Origin of the sequence: Corynebacterium suedekumii (assembly GCF_030252185.1) — a bacterium.
GTDB lineage: Bacteria > Actinomycetota > Actinomycetes > Mycobacteriales > Mycobacteriaceae > Corynebacterium > Corynebacterium suedekumii.
Genome location: NZ_CP126970.1, coordinates 1622304 through 1644625 on the forward strand (window position 1 = coordinate 1622304; position 22322 = coordinate 1644625).

General features: G+C 67.8%; 21 protein-coding genes. 7 read left to right on the plus strand and 14 right to left on the minus strand.

Features of this window, described 5'->3' with window-relative positions; all coding sequences use genetic code 11:
- The first annotated feature begins 330 nt into the window (after nucleotides 1-330).
- The gene (aceA, locus tag QP029_RS08150) at nucleotides 331-1626 is read left to right on the plus strand and encodes an isocitrate lyase (RefSeq protein ID WP_284873848.1); all 1296 of its coding nucleotides are present in this window, start codon (nucleotides 331-333) and stop codon (nucleotides 1624-1626) included.
- Between the two features lie 123 nt (nucleotides 1627-1749).
- Nucleotides 1750-2250: a ribonuclease E activity regulator RraA gene (rraA, locus tag QP029_RS08155; protein ID WP_284873849.1), complete on the plus strand. Its 501-nt coding sequence runs from the start codon at nucleotides 1750-1752 to the stop codon at nucleotides 2248-2250.
- 96 nt (nucleotides 2251-2346) lie between these two features.
- Here the strand turns inward: rraA and QP029_RS08160 are convergent, their stop codons facing one another.
- The 7 genes from QP029_RS08160 to QP029_RS08190 form a co-directional block, all read right to left on the minus strand.
- Nucleotides 2347-2937, minus strand: a complete 591-nt coding sequence (locus QP029_RS08160; RefSeq protein ID WP_284873850.1) for a TetR/AcrR family transcriptional regulator — start codon at nucleotides 2935-2937, stop codon at nucleotides 2347-2349.
- A gap of 11 nt (nucleotides 2938-2948) precedes the next feature.
- Complete coding sequence (locus tag QP029_RS08165; protein WP_284873851.1) at nucleotides 2949-5345, minus strand: MMPL family transporter; 2397 nt, start codon at nucleotides 5343-5345, stop codon at nucleotides 2949-2951.
- 86 nt (nucleotides 5346-5431) lie between these two features.
- A complete protein-coding gene (locus tag QP029_RS08170; RefSeq protein ID WP_284873852.1) occupies nucleotides 5432-6574 on the minus strand; it encodes a glycosyltransferase family 4 protein in 1143 nt (380 codons plus the stop codon).
- Complete coding sequence (locus QP029_RS08175; protein WP_284873853.1) at nucleotides 6574-7770, minus strand: NAD-dependent epimerase/dehydratase family protein; 1197 nt, start codon at nucleotides 7768-7770, stop codon at nucleotides 6574-6576. The genes QP029_RS08170 and QP029_RS08175 overlap by 1 nt, the downstream gene beginning before the upstream one ends.
- A 45-nt stretch (nucleotides 7771-7815) precedes the next feature.
- Nucleotides 7816-8175, minus strand: a complete 360-nt coding sequence (locus QP029_RS08180) for a hypothetical protein (RefSeq protein WP_284873854.1) — start codon at nucleotides 8173-8175, stop codon at nucleotides 7816-7818.
- A 1-nt stretch (nucleotide 8176) separates the two neighbouring features.
- Nucleotides 8177-9820, minus strand: coding sequence for a peptide chain release factor 3 (locus QP029_RS08185; protein ID WP_284873855.1), 1644 nt, complete (start codon nucleotides 9818-9820; stop codon nucleotides 8177-8179).
- A gap of 27 nt (nucleotides 9821-9847) precedes the next feature.
- Nucleotides 9848-10684: an SDR family NAD(P)-dependent oxidoreductase gene (locus tag QP029_RS08190; protein WP_284873856.1), complete on the minus strand. Its 837-nt coding sequence runs from the start codon at nucleotides 10682-10684 to the stop codon at nucleotides 9848-9850.
- An 89-nt stretch (nucleotides 10685-10773) separates the two neighbouring features.
- Between QP029_RS08190 and QP029_RS08195 the strand changes: the two genes are divergently transcribed.
- Nucleotides 10774-11322, plus strand: a complete 549-nt coding sequence (locus QP029_RS08195) for an NADPH-dependent FMN reductase (protein WP_284873857.1) — start codon at nucleotides 10774-10776, stop codon at nucleotides 11320-11322.
- Nucleotides 11323-11577: 255 nt separating this feature from the next.
- Here QP029_RS08195 and QP029_RS08200 read toward each other — a convergent pair whose 3' ends face one another.
- Both QP029_RS08200 and pth (QP029_RS08205) read right to left on the minus strand, forming a co-directional pair.
- Entirely contained in the window at nucleotides 11578-11769 is a 192-nt protein-coding gene (locus QP029_RS08200) for a hypothetical protein (RefSeq protein WP_284873858.1), read from the minus strand.
- A 204-nt stretch (nucleotides 11770-11973) separates the two neighbouring features.
- Nucleotides 11974-12546, minus strand: coding sequence for an aminoacyl-tRNA hydrolase (pth, locus tag QP029_RS08205; RefSeq protein WP_284876193.1), 573 nt, complete (start codon nucleotides 12544-12546; stop codon nucleotides 11974-11976).
- An 82-nt stretch (nucleotides 12547-12628) separates the two neighbouring features.
- Here pth (QP029_RS08205) and QP029_RS08210 point away from each other — a divergent pair, with 82 nt between their 5' ends.
- Together QP029_RS08210 and QP029_RS08215 are read left to right on the plus strand one after the other, a co-directional pair.
- Nucleotides 12629-13597 (plus strand): nitronate monooxygenase, encoded by a 969-nt coding sequence (locus tag QP029_RS08210; RefSeq protein WP_284873859.1) that lies wholly within the window; start codon nucleotides 12629-12631, stop codon nucleotides 13595-13597.
- Nucleotides 13598-13724: 127 nt separating this feature from the next.
- On the plus strand, nucleotides 13725-15119 hold the full coding sequence (locus QP029_RS08215) for a glyceraldehyde-3-phosphate dehydrogenase (protein ID WP_284876194.1): 1395 nt from the start codon (nucleotides 13725-13727) through the stop codon (nucleotides 15117-15119).
- A gap of 70 nt (nucleotides 15120-15189) precedes the next feature.
- Here QP029_RS08215 and QP029_RS08220 read toward each other — a convergent pair whose 3' ends face one another.
- The 4 genes from QP029_RS08220 to QP029_RS08235 form a co-directional block, all read right to left on the minus strand.
- The gene (locus QP029_RS08220; protein WP_284873860.1) at nucleotides 15190-15921 is read right to left on the minus strand and encodes a maleylpyruvate isomerase family mycothiol-dependent enzyme; all 732 of its coding nucleotides are present in this window, start codon (nucleotides 15919-15921) and stop codon (nucleotides 15190-15192) included.
- Nucleotides 15921-16748, minus strand: a complete 828-nt coding sequence (locus QP029_RS08225) for a fumarylacetoacetate hydrolase family protein (protein WP_284873861.1) — start codon at nucleotides 16746-16748, stop codon at nucleotides 15921-15923. Before QP029_RS08225 ends, QP029_RS08220 begins: the two co-directional genes overlap by 1 nt.
- 6 nt (nucleotides 16749-16754) lie before the next feature.
- Nucleotides 16755-17876, minus strand: coding sequence for a cupin domain-containing protein (locus tag QP029_RS08230; RefSeq protein WP_284873862.1), 1122 nt, complete (start codon nucleotides 17874-17876; stop codon nucleotides 16755-16757).
- A 217-nt stretch (nucleotides 17877-18093) separates the two neighbouring features.
- On the minus strand, nucleotides 18094-18879 hold the full coding sequence (locus QP029_RS08235) for an IclR family transcriptional regulator (RefSeq protein WP_284873863.1): 786 nt from the start codon (nucleotides 18877-18879) through the stop codon (nucleotides 18094-18096).
- A 139-nt stretch (nucleotides 18880-19018) separates the two neighbouring features.
- On the opposite strand from QP029_RS08235, the gene QP029_RS08240 reads away from it, so the two are divergent.
- Together QP029_RS08240 and QP029_RS08245 are read left to right on the plus strand one after the other, a co-directional pair.
- A complete protein-coding gene (locus QP029_RS08240; RefSeq protein ID WP_284876195.1) occupies nucleotides 19019-20296 on the plus strand; it encodes an MFS transporter in 1278 nt (425 codons plus the stop codon).
- A gap of 31 nt (nucleotides 20297-20327) precedes the next feature.
- Nucleotides 20328-21695 carry an FAD-dependent monooxygenase gene (locus tag QP029_RS08245; protein ID WP_284873864.1) on the plus strand — a complete coding sequence of 456 codons (1368 nt, stop codon included), beginning with the start codon at nucleotides 20328-20330 and terminating at the stop codon, nucleotides 21693-21695.
- 56 nt (nucleotides 21696-21751) lie between these two features.
- Here the strand turns inward: QP029_RS08245 and pth (QP029_RS08250) are convergent, their stop codons facing one another.
- Nucleotides 21752-22303 (minus strand): aminoacyl-tRNA hydrolase, encoded by a 552-nt coding sequence (pth, locus tag QP029_RS08250; protein WP_284873865.1) that lies wholly within the window; start codon nucleotides 22301-22303, stop codon nucleotides 21752-21754.
- Nucleotides 22304-22322 lie beyond the last annotated feature (19 nt).

A 22322-nucleotide genomic window follows, 5' to 3' on the forward strand; every position in this document is an offset into this window, starting at 1 on the left:
GGACTTCGAGCTAAGAGGCGCCTGAGACGGGCTGTACCTGCGGTTTTGATTTTGCGTGGTTCATGCAGGTTGGAGTGCTTGCGGGCAAACGGACATTCCGACTTCTTCGCTTGTGGCATTTACAAAGTTAGCAAAATCACCCGTTACCCCCGCACACAATTTGGACTGTGGAACCCATTGACGGGGCGCACTTTATGCAGCACGCTGTGAACCACGCCACCGAAAACGACACCGGATCACGATCACGACGTTCGCAGGTGGAACCTCCTCCAAACCCCCGCCGGAGGCAACCGCGTCCGGCGACCGAAGACAGGAAAGTGAGTCCTCGACATGACCACTACCGGCCAGGCACGCACCGCAGCTGAGATCCAGAAGGATTGGGACGAGAACCCCCGCTGGGAAGGCATCACCCGCGACTACACCGCCGAGCAGGTGGCAGAGCTCCAGGGCACCGTCATCGAGGAGCACACCCTCGCCCGCCGTGGTGCCGAGATCCTCTGGGACAAGGTCTCCAAGCGCGACGGTTCCTACATCAACTCCCTCGGCGCCCTCACCGGCAACATGGCGGTCCAGCAGGTCCGCGCCGGTCTGCAGGCTGTCTACCTCTCCGGCTGGCAGGTCGCCGGTGACGCCAACCTCTCCGGCCACACCTACCCGGACCAGTCCCTGTACCCGGCCAACTCCGTGCCGAACGTCGTCCGCCGCATCAACAACGCCCTGCTGCGCGCCGACGAGATCGCCCGCGTCGAGGGCGATGACTCCGTCGACAACTGGCTCGTCCCGATCGTCGCTGACGGCGAGGCCGGCTTCGGTGGCGCCCTCAACGTCTACGAGCTGCAGAAGGCCATGATCGCCGCCGGCGCCGCCGGCACCCACTGGGAGGATCAGCTCGCTTCGGAGAAGAAGTGCGGCCACCTCGGCGGCAAGGTCCTCATCCCGACCCAGCAGCACATCCGTACCCTGACCTCCGCCCGCCTGGCAGCCGACGTGTCCAACACCCCGACCGTCGTCATCGCCCGCACCGACGCCGAGGCCGCGACCCTCATCACCTCCGATGTGGATGATCGCGACAAGCCGTTCGTCACCGGTGAGCGCACCGCCGAGGGTTACTACCACGTCAAGAACGGCCTCGAGCCCTGCATCGCCCGTGCGAAGTCCTACGCTCCGTACGCCGACATGATCTGGATGGAGACCGGTACCCCGGACCTCGAGCTGGCCAAGAAGTTCGCCGACGGCGTGCACGAGGAGTTCCCGGACCAGCTGCTGTCCTACAACTGCTCCCCGTCCTTCAACTGGTCTGCTCACCTGGACGCCGACGAGATCGCCAAGTTCCAGAAGGAGCTCGGAGCGATGGGCTTCACCTTCCAGTTCATCACCCTGGCCGGCTTCCACGCCCTCAACTACGGCATGTTCGACCTGGCCTACGGCTACGCCCGCGAGGGTATGACCGCCTTCGTCGACCTGCAGAACCGCGAGTTCAAGGCTGCCGAGGAGCGCGGCTTCACCGCCGTCAAGCACCAGCGTGAGGTCGGTGCCGGCTACTTCGACACCATCGCCACCACCGTTGACCCGACCTCCTCCACCACCGCCCTCAAGGGCTCCACCGAGGAAGGCCAGTTCCACTAGGAACAGACCGTCACCACCGGTAAGCGGCGTGCATCGTGAGCAATCACGGCGCACGCCGCTTCTCGCTTATCGACGCCCCTCCCATCCCCGCACCGCACCTCCCCACACCGAAAGGCTGACCCCATGACCATCACCTTCATCCCCACCGCCGACCTCGTCGACATCATCGGCGAGGATGTCCGTTCCTGCGACACCCAGTTCGGTGATTTCGGCGGGGTCACCGAGTTCTGCGGGCCCATCACCACGATCCGGTGTTTCCAGGACAACGGCCTGGTGAAGAAGACGCTCAACTCCCCGGGCAACGGAGGCGTGCTCGTCGTCGACGGTGACGAGTCCGTCCACACCGCCCTCATGGGTGATCTCATCGCCGCGGCCGGTGTCGAGAACGGCTGGTCCGGGGTGGTCATCCGGGGTGCGATCCGTGACTCGGCGGTCGTGGCGACGATGAACTTCGGCACCAAGGCCCTGGGCACCAACCCGCGGAAGTCCGCCAAGGACGGGGCGGGGGAGAAGGACGTCACCGTCTCCTTCGGTGGCGTCGACTTCGTGCCCGGCCACATCCTCTACGCCGATTCGGACGGCATCGTCGTTACCGAATCCCCGGTCGAGGCTCCGGCGGACTGACCCTGACCGGATCCGCGCATCCTTCTCTGCGTCCCTGGCGAAACCCCAGGTCGTAGACGTCGGACGTCAGCAGATGCGCGGATGCGGCCCAGGCTCCTACTCCAGGCGCACCACGCTGAACGCCCGGTGCAGCAGCGTCACCCCGTCCTCGGGGTCACGTGGCTCGGGTAGCGCGTAGTACGTCTCCAGGGCGGTGCGGGCGACGGTGACGGCGGTGTTGATCGCCACCTGTGAGGTGAAGCGGTCGGCCCCGGCGAAGCGGGGGAGCACCGTCTCGACGATGGGGTCCATGTGCTCCGGGTACTCCGGGCGGCCCGCCGATCCGGTGATGGTCTGGAGCACGTCCCCCAGGCGGAACAGGGCCGCCAGGGAATCGACGTCCCCGTCATCTCCGGAGGTGCGGAGCTGGTCGATGGCGACCTGTTCCACCGCGTCGAAGAGCCCGACCTCGGCTGGGACGTCGTTGAGTAGGCGGGCCAGGGTGGTCGACCGGTCGACGATGAACTCGAGCAGCGCCTGTTCCATCGAGGTGAAGTAGTTGTGGAACGTGCGCGGGGACACGCCGGCGGCGTCGGAGACCGCGGCGACCGTGAGGCTCTCGGCGCCGCCGGCCAGGGCCAGCCGCGCCGCGGCCCGGGACATGGTCGTCCGGGTCGCGGCTTTCTTGGTCTCTCTCAGTCCGGACATGTGCCTGCTGCCTAGCGGGCGGAGACGGCGGTGGAGCCGGACTGGGCGGCTGCGGCGGCCCGGACCTCGGAGTCGTCGGCGGTGTACTCCCGGATGCCCTCACCCTCGACGTCGACCTTCGGCAGGATCCGGTCGAGCCAGCCGGGCAGCCACCAGGCGCGCTCGTCGAGGAGGAACATCGTCGCGGGGATGATCATCATGCGGACGATGAAGGCGTCGAAGAACACGGCGGCGGCCAGGGCGAAGCCCATGGTCTTGATGAAGACCATGTCCTGGAGCATGAACGCGGCGAACACGGAGATCATGATCAGTGCTGCGGCGGTGACCACGCGGGCGCCGTGCTTGAAGCCGTTGGCGGCGGCGTTGCCGGCGGTCTTGCCGCGCGACCAGCCCTCACGCATGCGGGTGACCAGGAAGACCTGGTAGTCCATGGCCAGGCCGAAGACGAGGCCGATGAGCATGATGGGCAGGAAGCTCAGCAGCGGCTGCGGGTCACCGATGATGCCGAACCAGCCCTCCTGGAACAGGGCGACGGTGACACCGAAGGTCGCGGCGACGGACAGGCCGAAGCCGAGGGCGGCGATGAGCGGGACCCAGATGGAGCGGAACACCAGCAGCAGGACGAGGAACGCGAGGACCAGGACGATCGCGATGTAGGGCAGGAGGACATCCTGGAGCCGGTCGGAGATGTCGTCGAAGATCGGGGTGACGCCGGTGATGCCGTAGGTGGCCCCGGTCTGCTCGGCGTAGTCGGCCTCATCCGCACGCAGGGTCTCCAGGGTCTCGGAGGTGCGCGGGTTGGTGGCACCGAAGTCCGGGGTGAGGAGCACCTGGGCGGTGTCGAGGTCCTCGGTGGTGGCCACGATCTGGGCGTTGGTGATGCCGTCGGTGGCCAGGAACTGCTCGACGGCGGTGCCCACGGCGGCGGGGCGTTGTTCGGCGGGGAGTTCGGCGGTGTCGACAAGCGCGATCATCGGGGCGTTACGGCCCGGGCCGAAGGCGTCCTCGGTGATCTCGTGCGCGATGCGCGGTGGGGTTCCCGGGGTGGCGGTGCCGTCGGTGGGCATGGCCAGGCGCATGTTGACGGCCGGGATGGCCAGCAGGGCCAGCAGCACGACGCCGACGACGAGGTGGGCGACGGGGCGCTGACGGATCCGGCGGACCCAGCGCAGGCCCATGGTCGGGGTCTCGTCCTCCGGGTCCGGGGCCGTGACACCCGGGACGCGGGCGGCGAAGACCCTGGTGCCCAGCAGGCCCACCAGTGCGGGCAGGAAGGACAGGGCCACGAGGACGGCGATGGCGACGGTGGCGGCGGCCGCCAGCGCCATGGCGGTGAGGAAGGGGATGTTGATGATGGACAGCGCGGCGAGTGCGATGAGCACGGTGAGGCCGGCGAAGATGACGGCGGAGCCGGCGGTGCCCACGGCCATGCCCATGGCGTGGGCGCGGGTGGCCACGGACATGCCGCGGAGGCGCTCGGCGAGATCCTTCGGTTCGAGATCATTGCCGCCCGCGGCCTGGACCAGCTCGTTGCGGAAGCGGGAGACGATGAACAGCGCGTAGTCGATGCCCACCGCCAGACCGATCATCGAGGCCAGGACCGGGGTCATCTCGTTGATGTCGTCGGAGAACGCGGTGGCCAGCTGGACACCGAGGATGCCGATGCCCACGCCGATGATCGCGGAGATCAGCGGCATGCCGGCGGCGACGAAGGAGCCGAAGGTGATGAGCAGGACGATCGCGGCGACGGCCAGGCCGATGGCCTCGGAGGTGAAGCTGATCTCGGTGGCGGCGGCGCCGAAGGCGTTGCCGTTGTAGACGACGGTGAGGTCACCGTCGTTGTAGCGGTCGAGGACGCCGGTGACGGCGGCCATGTCCTCGCTGGAGATGTCCATGACGGATTCGGCGTCGAAGGTGACGCCGATGACGCCGGTGGTCTCGTCCTCGCTGAGCGGGCTGACCGCGGCGATGTCGGCGGCGATCTTCTCCGGCGGGGTGCCCTGGGCCTCGAGCTCGGGCACCATCTGGGCCTGCATGCCCTGGGCGGCGAGGACCGGGTCGACGACGGTCTCCGGGTTCTCCAGGACACCGGCGCTGCGGACCTCATCGAGCATCTCGTTGACCTCGGCCTGCACCTCCGGGTCGGTCAGCGTCCGGCCGTCGGGGGCCTGGACGACGATGTTGCCGGTGGGGGCGTTGGTGGCGTCCTCGGCGTCGGGGAAGCGCTCCTGCATCTTCTCCATGGTGGTGACGGAGTCGAGGCCGGGGATGGTGAACGTGGTGGACGGGGCCTTGGCGAAGGCGCCCGCGAGCGCGCCGACGCCGATGAGCAGCACGAGCCAGACCGCGAGGAAGGGCCATTTCTTGCGGTAGGCGAGGCTGCCGAGACGGTAGAGGAATGAGGCCATGGGTGGGCGGGATCCTTAGGTGGGAAGGGGTGGACAGCAAACGCTGCACAGTCTAGGCAAGTGTGCACACCCCGTGCAAAATTTCCCTACGGGTGCATCATGATCGCGTCCTCATACGCCCGGACCAGGCCGAGGGTGGATTCCCGCCAGGAGTGACGTTCGGCCTCCGCCCGTCCCGCCGTCGACAACCGCTCTCGCAGGGACGGGTCGGTGAGCACCTCGGCCAACCGCCCGGCCCAGTCACCGGGGGAAGCGTCCGCGTCGACGAGGATCCCGGTCTCGTGATCGTCGATGACGAAGGGGATACCACCCGCCCGGGCACCCACCACCGGCACCCCGGAGGCCATCGACTCCAGCGCCACCAGGCCGAGGGTCTCGGTGTGGGAGGGGAAGACGAACACGTCCCCACTGGCGAAGGCGGCCGCCAGGTCAGCGCCCGAGAGGTAACCGGTGAAGGTCGACCATGCCGGGTCGAGGCGTGACCGCAGGTCATCGACGCCCGGACCGGAACCGACGAGAGCCAGACGCGCGCCGGGCACCCGCTCACGCAGCACCGGCATCACCTCACCGAGCAGGGCGAGGTTCTTCTCCGGGCTGATCCGCCCGATGTAGACCACGAGCGGGGCGGCCGGATCGCCGTCGCTCAGTAGTTCCCGCATCCGGGTGGTGCGTCGCGAGGGATGGTAGCTGACGGTGTCCACCGCCTTCGGCCACAGCCGCACGTTCGGCATGCCCAGCCCACGGGCCTTGTCCACCATCGGGCCGGAGGTGCACAGGTTGACCGCGGCGCGGGAGTGGAGGAAGGAGATCGCCCGTTGCGCCGGCGCCCGCAGCCACCCGATGCCGAGTTCGGTGGTGTACTCCGGCACGTTCGTGTGGAAGCTGGCGACGAGGGGGACGCGGAGGCGTCGAGAAGCGAGGACGCCGTACCCGGCGAGCCACACCGGGTTGACGGCGTGGATGACGTCGGGGGCGAAGGCACGCACCTGCTTATCGACGCCGCGGTGGCCGAAACCGTAGCGCACCTCCGGGTAGGCGGGAAACGCCAGCGAGGGGACCCGGATGACGTCGGACCCGGCGTAGCTGTCGGGGTCATCCGCACCGTAGCGCGGGGCGATGACCTGCACCTCGTGGCCCAGCTCGGCGAGCTGGTCGAGGGTTCGGGTCACGCGGGTGACCACCCCGTCGATCTTCGGGAGGAAGACCTCGGTGAACAGGGTGATCCGCATCAGCCGACGGTCAGGGGTGCGCCCGCGGCCTGCTCCTTCGTCCACAGCGAGGTGGCGGGGATCTTCGACAGGTCCGCCCGGTCGGCGTAGCGGCGCGCGATGTCCTCGACCTCGTGCAGCAGCCCCTCAGACAGGGTGGTCGGCTCCAGACCCAGATCAAGGAAGGCGTCGTTGACCACGTGGAGCTCGTTCTCCGCGGACTCCTTACGCGGGTTGGGCACCATCTCGACGGTGGCGCCGGAGACCTCGGCGATGAGACGGGCCAGGTCACGGACCCGGTGGGTCTCGGTCATCTGGTTGAAGATCTTCACCCGGTCACCCGCGGCCGGCGGGTTCTCCAGGGCGAGCTGGATGCAACGGACCATGTCGGTGATGTGGATGAACGCGCGGGTCTGCCCACCGGTGCCGTGAACGGTGAGCGGGTAACCCACCGCCGACTGCATGAGGAACCGGTTGAGCACGGTGCCGTAGTCGCCGTCGTAGTCGAAACGGTTGATCAGCCGCTCATCGCGGGCCGTCTGCTCCGTGTTCGTGCCCCAGATGATGCCCTGGTGCAGATCGGTGATCCGCAGGGAGTCGTTCTTGGCGTAGTAGGCGAACAGATGCTGATCCAGCACCTTGGTCATGTGGTAGATCGACCCCGGGTTGGAGGGGTAGAGGATCTCCTGGCCGACGCGCTCACCGGAATCGGTGGGCACCTCGATGTCGAGGTAACCCTCCGGGATCTTCATGCCCGCGGTGCCGTAGCCGTACGCACCCATGGTGCCCAGATGCGCGACGTGGATGTCCCGGCCACTCTCCACGATCGCGGCCAGCAGGTTGTGGGTGGCGTTGATGTTGTTGTCCACCGTGTAACGCTTGTTGCGCGAGTTCTTCATCGAGTACGGGGCGGCCCGCTGCTCCGCGAAATGGACGACCGCGTCGATCTCCCCGTAGGTGAGCAGATCCAGCAGGGCGTCATAGTCCTGCGCGATGTCGATGTGGTGGAAACCGATGGTCCGGCCCGAGACCTCGGCCCACGCATCAATGCGTTCGGTGATGCTGCGGATCGGGGTGAGGGATTCGGCACCGAGTTCCGTGTCGATGGCCCGTCGGGAGAGATTGTCCACGATGACCACATCGTGCCCGAGATCCGACAGGTGCAGGGAAGCGGGCCAGCCACAGAAACCGTCGCCGCCGAGAATCGCAATCTTCATTCCGTTGACGATACTAAGACCGACCCCGGGCTGCAGGGTGAACCCTCACTCCATGACGAACGCGAGGTTGATCCCCTCGATCTCGTACCCGCCCGGGCCCGCGGCGAGCTGGGCCGCCAGGTTCCCGGCCACCGCCGGTGTCAGCGGGATGATCCACCCGAGCTTCGGATCGTAGGCGGGCACCAGCCGGGCGTCCTTGACCGGGATGAGGAAGATGATCGAGTCACCGGCGGTGAGGGAGTGCGGGCGGCGGGAGACGGCGGCGTCGATAAGCAGCGGGGCGGACGCCGCATCCACGGTGACGATGACCAGCTGCTCCGCCGTGTGCACCGCCAGCGAACCGACGGTGACGGCCGTGACGTCCTCGGGGACGTCCACCAGCTCCTTGCGGCCGAACCCGAACATTCTAGTCCGCCACCAGCGGTTCCATCGTCAGCTCCGGGTGCTCCTTCTCCACGAACGCCAGCTTCCACTTGTCGCCGAACAGAGCGATGAGCTCACCGTCGGTGCGGGTGAACACCTCCACGCCACGCTGGTGTCCGAGGGCCTGCGCGGAGGCGGCATCGGTCTTGCGGGCCACGGAGTAGGGGACCGGCTCGGTGATGGTCTCCACGTTGTACTCGTTCTCCATGCGGGCCTGCATGACCTCGAACTGCATGGGGCCGACCGCCGCCATCACCGGGTTGGCCTCGCCGCGGGCATCATTGCGCAGGATCTGCACCACGCCCTCGGAATCGAGCTGCTCCAGCGCCTTGCGGAACTGCTTGTACTTGCCCAGCGACTTCGCCCGCAACGTGCGAAAATGCTCCGGCGCGAACTGCGGCATCGGCGGGAACTGCACCTTCCGGCCCGCGTAGATCGTGTCGCCCGGGGCCAGGGAACCGGCGTTGACCAGACCGACGATGTCACCCGGGAACGCCGACTCCACCGTCTCCCGCGTCCGGCCGAACACCGTCAGCGCGTACTTCGTGGAGAAGGACCGCCCCGACTGCGCATGCGTGACCTGCATGCCACGGTCGAACTCGCCGGAGACCACCCGCATGAACGCCAGGGTGTCCCGGTGGTTGCGGTCCATGCCCGCCTGCACCTTGAACACCACCCCGGAGAAGGGATCGTCGATCTCCCGGACCTCGTCGATCGCGGTGGTCGAGGCCGCCACGACCTTCGGGTCGCTCTCCCGCTCACGCGGGGAGGGCGCGATCGCACACAGGGTGTCCAGGATCTGGTGGACACCGAAGTTGAGCATCGCCGAGGCGAAGATCAGCGGGGAGGTCACGCACTGCTCGAACAGCTCCTGGTCGTGCAGGGCACCGTCCGCGGCGAGCAGCTCCGCCTCCTCCACGGCCGTCTCCCAGTTGTCCTCCTCCTTGGCCAGCGCCTGGTCAGGGGAGTAGATCTCCTCCGGCGCGATCGTCGAACCACCGGCGGTACGGGTGAAGTGGATGTACTCCTCGACCTCACCCTCCTCACCGACCCTGGCCAGCCCCCGGAAATCACCCGCGATACCGACCGGCCAGAACAACGGCGTCGGCTGCAGGCCGATCTCGTCGACGATCTCATCCACCAGCTCCAGCGGCTCCCGGCCCACCCGGTCCCACTTGTTGATCACCGTGACGATCGGCAGGCCCCGCGCCTTACACACCCGGAACAGCTTGAGCGTCTGCGGCTCGAGGCCCTTCGCAGCGTCAATGAGCATGACAGCCGCATCAACGGCGGTGAGCACGCGGTAGGTGTCCTCCGAGAAGTCCGAGTGACCCGGCGTGTCCACCAGGTTGATCATGTACGGCTCGCCCTCATGCCCCTCCGGTGCATACTCGAACTGCAGCGCCGACGACGCGATGGAGATGCCGCGGTCCTTCTCCATGTCCATCCAGTCCGACACCGTCGACTTCCGGCCACCCTTGCCGTGGACGGCACCGGCCTCGTTGATGATGTGCGCGTGCAGCGCCAACGCCTCCGTCAGCGTGGACTTACCCGCATCCGGGTGGGCGATGACGGCGAACGTGCGGCGGCGTGAGGCCTCGGCGGTGGTGCTGGCGGTGGTGCTCATGGTTGACCAGCGTAGTCGGTGTGGTTGTCACCACTGAACTCCGAGTACCTCGGCCGTCTCGGTGAACACCGAGTCGATGAGGTCGCGGTCGCGAGCCGCCCGGCGCTGGATACCCGGGCGGCGTTTGTCGTTGTAGTACTCACCCGACTCCCAGTGGATCCCGGGGACACCGGTGAGGAAGTAGGCCAGGTTCATCCCGCCCTGTTCTGCCGGGGTGAACATCCGGTCACCGGCGAGGTTGTAGGCGTGGTGGAGGATCCCGGAGGATTCGGCTCCGAAGTTCGTGGCGATGACACCGGGGTGGAAGGCGACGGTGCTCAGGCCCCGATCGTGGAACCGGTCGTGGAGGGCCTTGGCGAACCAGTTCGTGGCGAGTTTGGCGTTGCCGTACGCACGGTTGGGGGAGAAGGCGTCGAACGTCTCCGGATCGGTCGGGTCGAACCTGGAGAACAGGACCGACGCGATCGACGACGTTCCGACCACCGAGGCGCGGGAATCCAGGAGGGTCTGGCGCAGCAGGTTCGTGAGCAGATACGGGGCGAGGTAGTTGACCTGCCAGGTCAGCTCGAAGCCGTCGACGGTGCGGGAGGGCCCGTCGAAGATGCCGCCGGCGTTGTTCGCGAGGACGTCGATACGCGGGAGGGTGAGCAGCTCGGCGGCGAGGTTCCGGACCTCATCGAGACGGGAGAAGTCGGCGACATGGAAGGGCGCATCGACCTCGGTGGCGACCGCTTGCGTCTTGGCCGGGTTACGGCCGACGAGGACGAGGTCGGTGTCGGGCAGGGTGGCCCGGATGCGGCGGGCGGCCGCGGCGCCGATGCCGTCGGAGGCGCCGGTGATGACGATGGTCTGTGACGTGGTCATGCCCGTCAGGCTACTGCGTGCGAAACCGGGGGAGGAGGCGTACACTAGTTTGGGTTCACGTCAACAATATCTGAGCTCAGGAGACAAGCATGAAGATCGGCATCATCATCGGATCCATCCGCGACGGACGCTTCGGCGAAGGCGTCGGCACGTGGGTCGCCGGAGCCGCCCGGCAACGCGAAGGCGCCACCTACGAGGTCCTCGACCTCAAGGAGTTCAACGTCCCGCTGCTCACCTCCGCCACCGTCCCCGGCGCCGCCAACAAGCAGTACGACGACGAGAACATCACCCGCTGGTCCCGGGCCGTCGACGCCTGCGACGGCTTCGTCTTCATCACCCCCGAATACAACCACGGTGTGCCCGGTGCCATGAAGAACGCCTACGACGCCCTCGGCATGGAGTGGCACGGCAAGCCCGTCGCCTTCGTCTCCTACGGCGCCGCCGAGGGTGTCCGCGCCGTCGAGCAGTGGCGCCAGATCGTGGGCAACTTCCAGCAGTACGACGTCCGCAACCAGGTCTCCCTGTCCATCTTCAACGACGTCGATGACAACGGCTTCGCCCCGCAGGAGCGCCGCGCTGGTGAACTCGAGACGATGCTCGGTGATCTCGAGGGGCTCATCGCCCAGCTGGCGAAGTAACCGGTCTGCGGTCCTGTCGGGCCGCTGCCAGGCTTGCGCATCTTTCTTTGACGTGCGTGCATTTCTGCAGGTCGCCAGGACGCTGGTGAGCAAGATGCGCGAACCTGGCGGCGGAGGCAGTGGCGGACCCAGTGGCGGAGGATGCAACGCTAGCAACGGCTGAGGGCCCCGGGCCGCAGATGTGAGGAACATCTGCGACCCGGGGCCCTCTCGGTTGCTCTGGTGCTGGTCAGACTCGGGGATCAGACTCGGGGACTAGTCGTCCCAGTCGTCGTCCCAGTCATCCCAGTCGTCGTCCCAGTCGTCCCAGTCGTCGTCCCAGTCGTCCCAGTCGTCCCAGTCGGAGATGATGGGGAAGTTGGGGATGGACGAGCCGGCGGGGACGACGCCGCCGACCAGGGAGGTGACCATCGCCATGATGGAGGCGATGATGGCTGCGATGCTCATGTGGTGCTCCTTTGCGTGGTTGAGGTGGTGCCTGGCGGATGTGAGGTGGTGGTGCCGTGCCTTGTGCGGGCACACCTGGAGTACAACACCGGACATCGACCTCGGCAAGAGCTTTCTTTCCCGAACAGAAAGGCGAAACGCGCTGGTCAGGGCGTATGAATCGGGAATGAAGTCGCCATGAGGAAGCTCTCATGAACTGAAGGTTCAGCGGGCGTGGATGACGTTCTGGGCCTTCGCCAGGCCCTGCTCGACGATGAGCTCGACTGCGTCGGCCGCGGTGGCGATTGCCCGGTCGAGTTCGGCGCCGTCGTCGACGGGGCCGAGGACGTAGTCGGGGACGGGCATGCCCTTCGGCGGGCGGGAGATCCCGATCCGCACGCGCAGGTAGTCGCGGGTGCCCAGCTTCGCGCTGGTGGACTTGAGGCCGTTGTGGCCGTTCTCGTTGCCGCCCTGTTTGACGCGGACGGTGCCGGCGGGCAGGTCGAGTTCGTCGTGGATGACGATGATCCGTTCCGCCGGAACTCCGAGACGCTCGGCGAGCGGGGCGACGGCCTCACCGGAGAGGTTCATGAAGGTCGCCGACCGGAGGACCAGGACATCCTGGTCGGCGATCCGCAGCTGGGTGGCGTGGGCAGGGACGCCGGGGACCGCCTCGAGGACCTCACCGAGGTCGGCGAGGAGGTCGTCGACGGCCATGTACCCGACGTTGTGGCGGGTGGCGGCGTACGTCGCGCCAGGGTTGCCCAGGCCGACCACGATCCAGTCGGCGGCGAGCATGCGATGGTCGGCGTCGGGGTGTCGGCGGAATCTCTTCAGGAACTCGAACACGCCTGGCAGTGTCTCACATACCCTGTTCCTCATGAGGATCCCACCTGTCATCGTCGCTCCCATGGCGGGAGGCCCGTCCACACCCGAGCTGGTCAACGCGGCCGCCCGCGCCGGTTCGCTCGGGTTTCTCGCCCCCGGCCCCGCGCCCGCGTCCACCCTCCGCGGGTGGTTGTCGGAGGTGGACGGCCCGTACGCCGTCAATCTGTTCACCCGGCAGCGTCCCTTCGCCTCGCTTGACGACGTCGCCCGGGTCACCGCCGAGCTCGCCCCCGGCGAGCCCGTCCCCGACGTGGACCTGAGCTACGACTTCGACGCGAAGTTCGCGGCGGTCCTCGAGACGGAGCATCCGCCGCTGGTCGTCTCCGCCACCTTCGGCCCGTTCACCCGCGAGGAGATCGACGCGCTGCATGAGCGGGGAATCGACGCCTGGATCACCGTCACCACCCCGGAGGACGCCGTGACCGCCGCTGCTCTCGGGGCCGACGCGCTCGTGGTGCAGGGGCCGGACGCCGGTGGACACCGTTCGACGTGGTCGGTGGAGGAGGAACCCGACGAGCGGCTGCTGCCGGAGCTGGTCCGCGCGATCGGTGAGGTCGGGGTCGCCCTCCCGCTCGTCGCCGCCGGCGGGATCCGGGACGCCGCGGACGTCGAGGCCACTCTCGCGCTGCCCGGCGTGGTGGCGGTCTCCTGCGGCTCGGCCTTCCTGCTCGCCGATGAGGCCGGGACCTCCGGGTTCAACCGGGAGCTGCTTCGGGCCGGTGGGGAGTCGGTGGCCAGCCGTGCCTTCTCCGGTCGGGTGGCCCGCGGCCTGGCCACCGAGTTCACCCGCGACCACCCGGACATACCCCCGACGTACCCCTATCTTGCGCCGTTGTTGGCGCCGCTGCGGCAGGGCGATCCAGCAGGTCATGCCTACTGTCTGGTGGGGACGGGCGTCGAGAAGCTGCGGGGCGGATCGGCGGCGTCCATTCTGCGAACATTGGCCCCTCACCAGCACTAAGCGTTGGCTAAGATGGCTGGGAGGTACACCCACCCGTAAGTGAGGAAGGATCCCAGTGACCGCGAACGCGCAGACTGAGCAGAACAACCAGAATGACTGGAACGAGAAGATCGCCCTGGCGCAGGAGATGCTGCCGCTGATCGGCAGGCTCCACCGCAACAACGACGTCGTCGTCTCCATCTTCGGCCGACTGCTCGTCGGTGCGACCGACATCGACATCATCAAGGCCCACCGCTACGCCCGCCGCGTGGCGGACCGGGAGATGCCGCTGGCCCAGACCCTGCCCGTGCTCAAAGAGCTGGGGGAGATGAACCTCGGCACCGCCTCCATCGACGTGGGCCGACTGGCCACCGGTTTCGAGAAGTCCGGCGGCACCGACCTGCGCGCCTACCTCGAGGAGGAGCTCGCCGAGGTCGTGGGCACCCACTCGGAGACCTACCCCACCGACGTCGTCCTCTACGGCTTCGGCCGCATCGGCCGCCTGCTGGCGCGGATCCTCATCAAGCGTGAGGCCACCTACGGCGGTGTCCGCCTGCGGGCCGTCGTGGTCCGCAAGAACGGCGAGGACGACCTGGTCAAGCGGGCCTCCCTCCTGCGCCGCGACTCCGTCCACGGCGCCTTCGACGGCACCATCACCGTGGACAAGGACAACGACGTGATCTGGGCCAACGGCACCAAGATCCAGGTGATCTACTCCAACTCCCCGGCCGAGGTCGACTACACCGCCTACGGCATCAACGACGCCGTCGTCGTGGACAACACCGGCCGCTGGCGTGACCGCGAGGGCCTGTCCCAGCACCTCGAGTCGAAGGGTGTCGCCCGTGTCGTGCTCACCGCGCCGGGCAAGGGTGACCTGCTCAACGTGGTCTACGGCATCAACCACGACAAGATCACCGACGACGAGAAGATCATCACCGCCGCCTCCTGCACCACCAACGGCATCACCCCGGTGCTCAAGGTCCTCAATGACCGTTACGGTGTCCAGCACGGCCACGTGGAGACTGTCCACTCGTTCACCAACGACCAGAACCTCATCGACAACTTCCACAAGGGCTCCCGACGCGGCCGCGCCGCCGGCCTCAACATGGTCCTCACCGAGACCGGTGCCGCCAAGGCAGTCTCTAAGGCCCTGCCCGAGTTCGAGGGCAAGCTCACCGGCAACGCCATCCGCGTCCCCACCCCGGACGTCTCCATGGCCGTGCTCAACCTCACCCTGGACACCGAGGTCGACCGCGACGAGGTGAACAACTTCCTGCGCAAGGTCTCCCTCCACTCCAACCTGCGCCAGCAGATCAGCTACATCCACTCCCCGGAGGTCGTCTCCACCGACTTCGTCGGCACCACCCACGCCGGCATCGTCGACGGCCTGGCCACCATCGCCTCCGGCAACCACCTCGTGGTCTACGTCTGGTACGACAACGAGTTCGGTTACTCCAACCAGGTCATCCGCATCGTCGAGGAGGTCGCCGGCGCCCGCCCGCAGATCTACCCGCGCCGCCTGGAGTCCACCGAGCTGAAGTAGCAGCCGCAGCACTCGCCGAGACGCCGCGCCCTCCCACGGTGGGGAGGGCGCGGCGTCGATACGCGTCGGACTAGAGCCAGCGCGGCGGGGCGGGAACCTCGCCACCGCCGGCCAGGGTGACGCCCTGGGAACCACGGCCGGCGGCCCAGCGGGCCAGGCCGGGCAGAGAACCCTGCACCTCGACGGTCTCTGAACCGGGGGAGACCTCGATGCGTTCACCGTTGTCGGTGTTGACCATGACCAGGCCCTCGCCGGCGCCGGCAGCGCGCCACTTGCCGGCGATCTCCGGCACGAGGGTGGACAGGATCACGGTGGGGATGTCCTCGAAACCGGCGCGGACACCCAGGTCCACGGCGTGGATCCACACCTCGCGGGTGCGCATCCACAGGGTCTCCGACGCCGGGACCGTGCGGCCCTGGGCGGTCTTGACCTCGGCCTGCCACGCCTCGTCGGTGGCGTCGCGCCAGGCGACGTCGAGACGCACGAGGGTGTGGTCGTGGAGGTTACGGATCGCGTCCGGAATGAGGGTCGCGCCGTAGGCGATCTCCTCACCGCGGGTCTCCGGGGAGGAGTACATCGGGGTCTCCTCACCGGTCTCCGCCCAGTGCATGAGGTTGCACAGCGCGGCGGCGTTGTACGCCACATGGGCGGCCAGGTGCGCGACGGTCCACCCCTCGAGGAGGGTGTCGCGGCCGAAGTCCTCGTTGTCGATGAGCGCGAGCTGACCGGAGTAGTGGGCGGTGCCACGACGGGTCAGGCTCAGACGCTCCTCGACGGGGAGGTCGTGGAACGAGGCGCTCATTACTCGAACACCGTCTTGTTGGCCACGTAGCCCAGGCCGTCGATCTCGACCTTGACCACGTCGCCGTCGCCGATGTAGCGCTTCGGGTTGCGGGCGTGGCCGACGCCACCCGGGGTGCCGGTGACGATGACGTCGCCGGCGTCCAGCGGGTAGATGTGCGAGATGTACTCGATGAGCTTGGCCGGGTTGAAGACCAGGTCGTTGGTCGGGGTGGTCTGCATCTTCTCGTCGCCGAGGTAGGTGGCCAGCTCGCCGCCGAACTCGAAGGCGTCCGGGGTGGTCATCCACGGGCCGAAGCCGGCGGACTTCTCGAAGGACTTGCCCTGGTGCCACTGGAGGGTGCGGTACTGGTAGTCGCGCATGGTGTAGTCGTTCATCACGGCGTAGCCGGCGATGTAGTCGGCGGCGTCGGCCTCCTTGACGCGGCGGGCACGCTTGCCGATGACCACGGCCAGCTCACCCTCCCAGTCCAGCTCGGAGTTGGCGTAGTCGGGGACGAGAACGTCATCGAACGGGCCGGTGAGGGCATCCGGGTACTTGACGAAGAGGGTGGGGACCTCCGGCAGGTCGCGGCCCATCTCCTTGATGTGGTTTGCGTAGTTGAGGCCGACACAGACGATCTTCTTCGGGGCCGGGACGACGGCCTCGAGGTCGGACTGCTCGAAGGAGACCTCGTCGCCGGAAGCCTGCTCGGCAACCTCGCGCCAGTTGTCCTCCTGCAGCAGGTCGCCGACGTTGGCGTAACCGTCGATCTTCACGGCGGTGGTGTCGGACTCGACGCGGGCGGCGAAGGTGCCCTGAGCGGAGCGGATGGTAGCAAGACGCATGGTTTTCTAGATTCCTTCCGGAGTGTAGGTACGAGCAAGATCCAGCTTCTCAAAGATCGGGTGATCGGAGAAACCGAAGAGATCGACACCGTCGGTGCCGGCCTCGATGGACCAGAGCTTCCAGGACGGGACATTGACGACGTCGCCGTGGTTCATCTCGAAGGTCTCCTCACCCACCTTGATGGTGGCGGAACCCTCGAAGACCTGGAACACCCGGTTGCCCACCTCCTTGATCGGGGTGGTGGCGGCGCCGGGGCGCAGGCGGTGGAACTCGGCCCGGATGGTCGACATGACGTCGCCACCGGTGGTCGGGTTGGTGTAGCGGATGGCGGCGTGACCCGGCCCGACGACACCGGGGAAACCGGCGTCCTCGAGGGCGAGCTGGTCGTTGAGGGCGGCGTCGGTGTGCTCCCAGGCGTAGCGGCCGATCGTCGACGAGCTCGTCTTGCCCGGGAACGCCAGGGGGCGCAGGCCGGGGTGGGCCCAGAGCCGCTCGGAACGGGAGTAGTCCGGGGTGGACTCGTCGGTGAGCTTCTCGGAGCCGTACTCGAAGAAGCCGGTGTCCATCTGGTACGCGAACGGGATGTCCAGGCCGTCGAGCCAGGCCATCGGCTCGGTGGCGATGTTGTGGTGGCCGTGGAAGTTCCAGCCCGGGGTGAGCAGGAAGTCGCCGCGGCGCATCGGGACGGCGTCACCGTTGACCACGGTCCACACACCCTCGCCCTCGATGACGAAACGGAAGGCGTTCTGGGAGTGGCGGTGCTCCGGGGCGTTCTCGCCCGGGGCCAGGTACTGGATCGCGGCCCACAGGGTGGGGGCGATGTAGGTCGGGCCGCCGAGACCCGGGTTGGCCAGGCCGATGGCGCGACGCTCGCCGCCCCGGCCGACGGGGACGAGTTCGCCGGAGCGGCGGGCCAGCTTGATCAGCTCGGACCAGTCCCAGCGGTGGGCGATCGCCTGCGGGTCCGGCTCGTTGGGCATGAGGCCGCCGATCTGGTTCCACAGGGGCTTCATGTGGAGATCGTCCATCTTGGCGTACATGTCGTTGAGCTCGGCCTGCTCCTCAGGCGTCGGCTCGGGGACCACAAATTCCACGTGCTTCTTGGAGTAGTCGGAGTCGTTGCTCATGTGGGTGAACCTCCTGATGGGAGGCGCGCTGGGTGCGCGCATGGGTGGTTGTGACCTCGAACATATGGCAGCCGCGCATGTGACTCAAAGGTTTTCCGTTCTCCGGAATCAATGGGCGGGGGTGGCGTAACCTCCCCCGCGACGTCCCCCCATAGAGTCCTCGTAGCCTCCCCGTGCGCACCGGGTGCCCGCGCGTTCCCGGGCATCTCACCCGCTCTCACCCCTTGAGGGACGGTGCCGTGAACCGCGCTCCCTCCAGCTTCCGGTTGAGGTCCCGGGTGTGCTTGGTCAGCGATTCCGCGCAACGGCGGTGCACGCCCCGGAAGCGGCCGGTGGGGACGGAGACGGTGACCCCTCCGAGGATGTCGCCGAGGTCGTTGAGCAGGCACGCGCCCACGGCTGAGACGTCATGTTCGTAGAGGCCGTTGTTGATGGCGAAGCCCCGGGTGCGTGTGCGGTGGAGTTTCCGCCGGAGGGCGTCGAACTCCGCGTCGGGGAGGGAGGGGTAGAGGGCGCGCAGCTCCGCAGCGGAGCGTTCCGCCAGCATGGCCAGGCCGCCGGAGTTCTGGTCGGCCGGCATCACCTGGCCGCGACGGGAGCCCACCCGGACCGGGAGCGTTCCCTCGACCGTGTGGAGGAAGTGGCATTTGTTGCCCACCAGGACCAGCAGATTCGTCGTCTCCCCGGTCTCGGCGCCGATGGCCGCCATGTGGGAGGCGCAGGCGGCGATGAGTTCGCTGCCCACCCCGGGCTGCAGGCTCGACGAGCTCAGGGCCGGGCCGGGGAGGTAGGTACGCGATTCGCTGCGGGTGGCGAAGCCGCGGTAGACCAGCATGGCCATGGAGCGGTGCACCGTCGAGGCACTCACCTCCAGTTCCTCCGCCGCCCCCGTTATGGTGAGCGATCCCAGATCCCGGAGCATGAGGATGAGGGTCAGGGACAGGTCGACCGACTGCAGGAACTCGCGCGGGGGTGGGCCGTGGGTGGGACCGAGGCTCGTCATCGTCATACCTTCCGCTATATGGAATCTCTTTGATTGTAACCCCCATCACCCCGATGATGTGCGTATGGCTCCCATCTCCGATACACCCCACACGGGGTCCACCGCCGCCGGAGCGGCCGCGGACTCCGCTGCCCCCGGTATGGGTGGCAGCAACGGGCTGACCATCCTCGGCATCAGTGGCCGCCGGCTGGCAGCCGTTCTCATCGGCTGGTTCTTCGTCGTCTTCGACGGCTACGACCTCATCGTCTACGGCACCGTTCAGTCGGAGCTGATGGAGGAGTGGGGCCTGAACTCAGCCCAGGCCGGCACCATCGGCTCCACCGCGTTCCTCGGCATGGTCATCGGCGCGGTCTGGGTCGGCCGGCTGTCCGACCGCCGCGGCCGCAAGTTCGCCGTCATCGGCTCCGTCATCGTGCTGTCCGTGTTCACCCTCCTCTGTGCCTTCGCCCTCAACCCGTGGATGTTCGGCGCGTTCCGCCTGCTCGCCGGCATCGGCCTCGGCGGCCTCGTCCCGTCCGTCAACGCGATGACCTCCGACCTGGTGCCGCGCAAGACCATGTCCGCCTGGGCGACCGTCATGATGTCCGGCGTCCCGCTCGGCGGCTCCATCGCCGCCGTCCTCGCCCAGTTCATCGTCCCCTCCCACGAGGACTGGGGCTGGCGCTTCATGTTCCTGCTCGCGCTGGTCCCGCTCGTCGTGGGCCTGCCCATCGCCATGAAGGTCATCCCCTCCGACGACGCCATCCGCGCCGACCACGCCCGCCGCGAGGGCACCGACGAGGAGGCCGGGTTCAAGGACCTGCTCACCGGCAAGTACATGGCCATCTCCATCTGGTTCGCCATCGCCACCTTCGTCACCCTGCTGGCCTGGTACGGCCTGGGCACCTGGCTGCCTCGCCTCATGCAGACCGCGGGCTACGACTTCGGCGCCGCCCTCAACTTCACCCTCGCCCTCAACCTCGGCGCCATCCTCGGCTCCGTGGTCACCGCCTGGGCCGGCGACCGCTTCGGGCCGCTGAAGTCCGGCGCCGTCGCCGCCGGTGTCGCCGGCTGCGCCCTGCTGCTCCTGCTCACGGAGCCGCCGATCCTCGCCGTCTACGTCATCCTCGTCCTCGCCGGCGTGGGCACCCACGGCACCCAGATCCTCATCATCGCCGCCGTCGCCGGCTTCTACCCGCACAACCTGCGCGGCACCGCCCTCGGCTGGGCCCTCGGCGTCGGCCGCATCGGTGCCGTCGTCGCCCCGCAGCTGGCCGGCCTGCTGCTCAACTGGAACCTCGGTGTCGGCTCCAACTACCTGCTGTTCGCGGTCTCCGCCCTGCTGTCCTCCCTGTCGCTGGTCGTGCTGTTCTTCATCCACAAGCGCATGCCCAACCCGACGACGACCGTCATCTCCTCCACCTCCGACCCGCGCTGACATCACCCGCACCTGAAAGGAACCAATCATCATGTCTCTCACCATCACCGATGAGCTCACGGGCCAGAAGATCGTCATCGCCGGCGGAGGTATCGGCGGTGCCTCCGGCGCCCTGGCACTGTCCCTGCGTGGCGCCGACGTCACCCTCTACGAGCGTGCCCCCGAGTTCAAGGAGGTCGGAGCCGGCCTGCAGATCGGCCCGCACGGCGTGAAGATGCTGGAGAAGTGGGGCCTCAAGGACAAGGTCTTCGAGGCCGGCTACCTGCCCGAGCGCATGCAGTTCCGCGACGCGATCACCACCGAGCCGATCCTCACCATGGACTTCGGCGAGGAGTTCCAGCAGCACTACGGCGGCCGCTACCTGGTCATCCACCGCTCCGACCTGCTGTCCATCCTCGTCGAGGCAGCCAAGGAGGCCGGTGCCGAGCTGGTCAACGGCGTCCAGGTCCTGGGGGCGGACACGAAGGACGACGGCGTCACCGTCCGCCTCGAGCACCGTGCCGACGGCCGCGCCGAACAGGTCGAGGCCGACCTCATGCTCGCCTTCGACGGCATCCACTCCGTCTTCCGCAAGGAACTGGTCCAGGACGAGCCGGTCCCGTCGGCCTACGTCGCCTACCGCGGCACCTCCGACCTGCCGAGTGATCCGGAGATGAAGGACCTCAAGGACGTCGTGGGCTACATCGGCCCGCGCTGCCACTTCATCCAGTACCCGCTGCGTCACGGACAGCTGCTCAACCAGGTCGCTGTGTTCCAGTCGCCGCGCTACCTCGAGGCGCTGACCAACGGCACCGAGGTCCCGGAGGACTGGGGAAACAACGACGAGTTCCGCCAGGCCTACGGCCACACCCACGAGTTCCTCCAGGGCCGCCTGCACCACATGTGGCTGGACACCTGGTGGCAGATGGCCGACCGCGAGCCGCTCATGGACTGGGTCGTCTCCGACCGTGTCATCGTCATGGGCGATGCCGCCCACCCGCCGCTGCAGTACCTGGCCTCCGGCGCGGTCATGGCCATGGAGGACGCCGAGTGCCTCGCCCTCTACGCCTCCCAGGCCGCCTCTGACGGCGAGCTGGTCTGGGGTGACGTGCTCCGCGAGGTCTCCGGCGAGCGCGCACCGCGTTGCGCCCGCATCCAGACCACCGGCCGTTTCTGGGGCGAGCTGTGGCACGTCGACGGCCTGTCCCGCCTCATCCGCAACGAGACCTTCCGCCAGGCCGGCCGCGCCAGCTGGTTCCCCTACGTCGACTGGCTGTGGGACTACGACGCCGAGCGCCGCGAGTACCTGCAGGACCCGGCCAAGGGCGAGCTCCCCGCCGAGCTGAAGGAGTGGGAGTACAACCTCCACAAGATCGCCCGCCTGCGCGACGGCAAGGACGAGGAGCAGATCACCGTCTAGACTCCCGCTTATCGACGCCGCCGGTACCCCGCGTGGGCACCGGCGGTTCGCCGTTCCTACAGACTGCGCTCCAGCTCATCCGCCGCGTCCGAACACAGGAACGGCAGCTCCGCCGCCTCCTGCTTGGAGAACGGCTTGAGCACGAACGCCGCCGGATCCATCCGCCCCGGCGGCCGCCCGATCCCCACCGCCAGGCGCTGGTACTCCTTCGTCCCCAATGACTGCGTCACCGACCGCAGGCCGTTGTGCCCGTGATCCCCGCCCCCGAGCCGCAGCCGCACCTGACCGAAGTCAAGCTCCAGCTCGTCATGGATGACCACCACCTCAGCCGGCGTCACCTTGAAGAACGTCGCCAGCGCCTTGACCGGGCCGCCCGAGAGATTCATGTACGACCTGGTCCGGGCCAGCACCACCCGGCGGCCACCCAGGCGGGTCTCGGCGATCTCCGTGTTGGAGCGCTTGTGCACGGAGAAGCTGGCCGGCATCGGCGAGGTCCGCGACGCCAGTTCCTCGAGCACCATGACCCCCACGTTGTGGCGGGTGGCGGCATACTGGGCGCCCGGATTGCCCAGGCCGACGATGAGGAGCGGAGAGTCAGTCACGGGCATGATTGTCGCACATCAACGG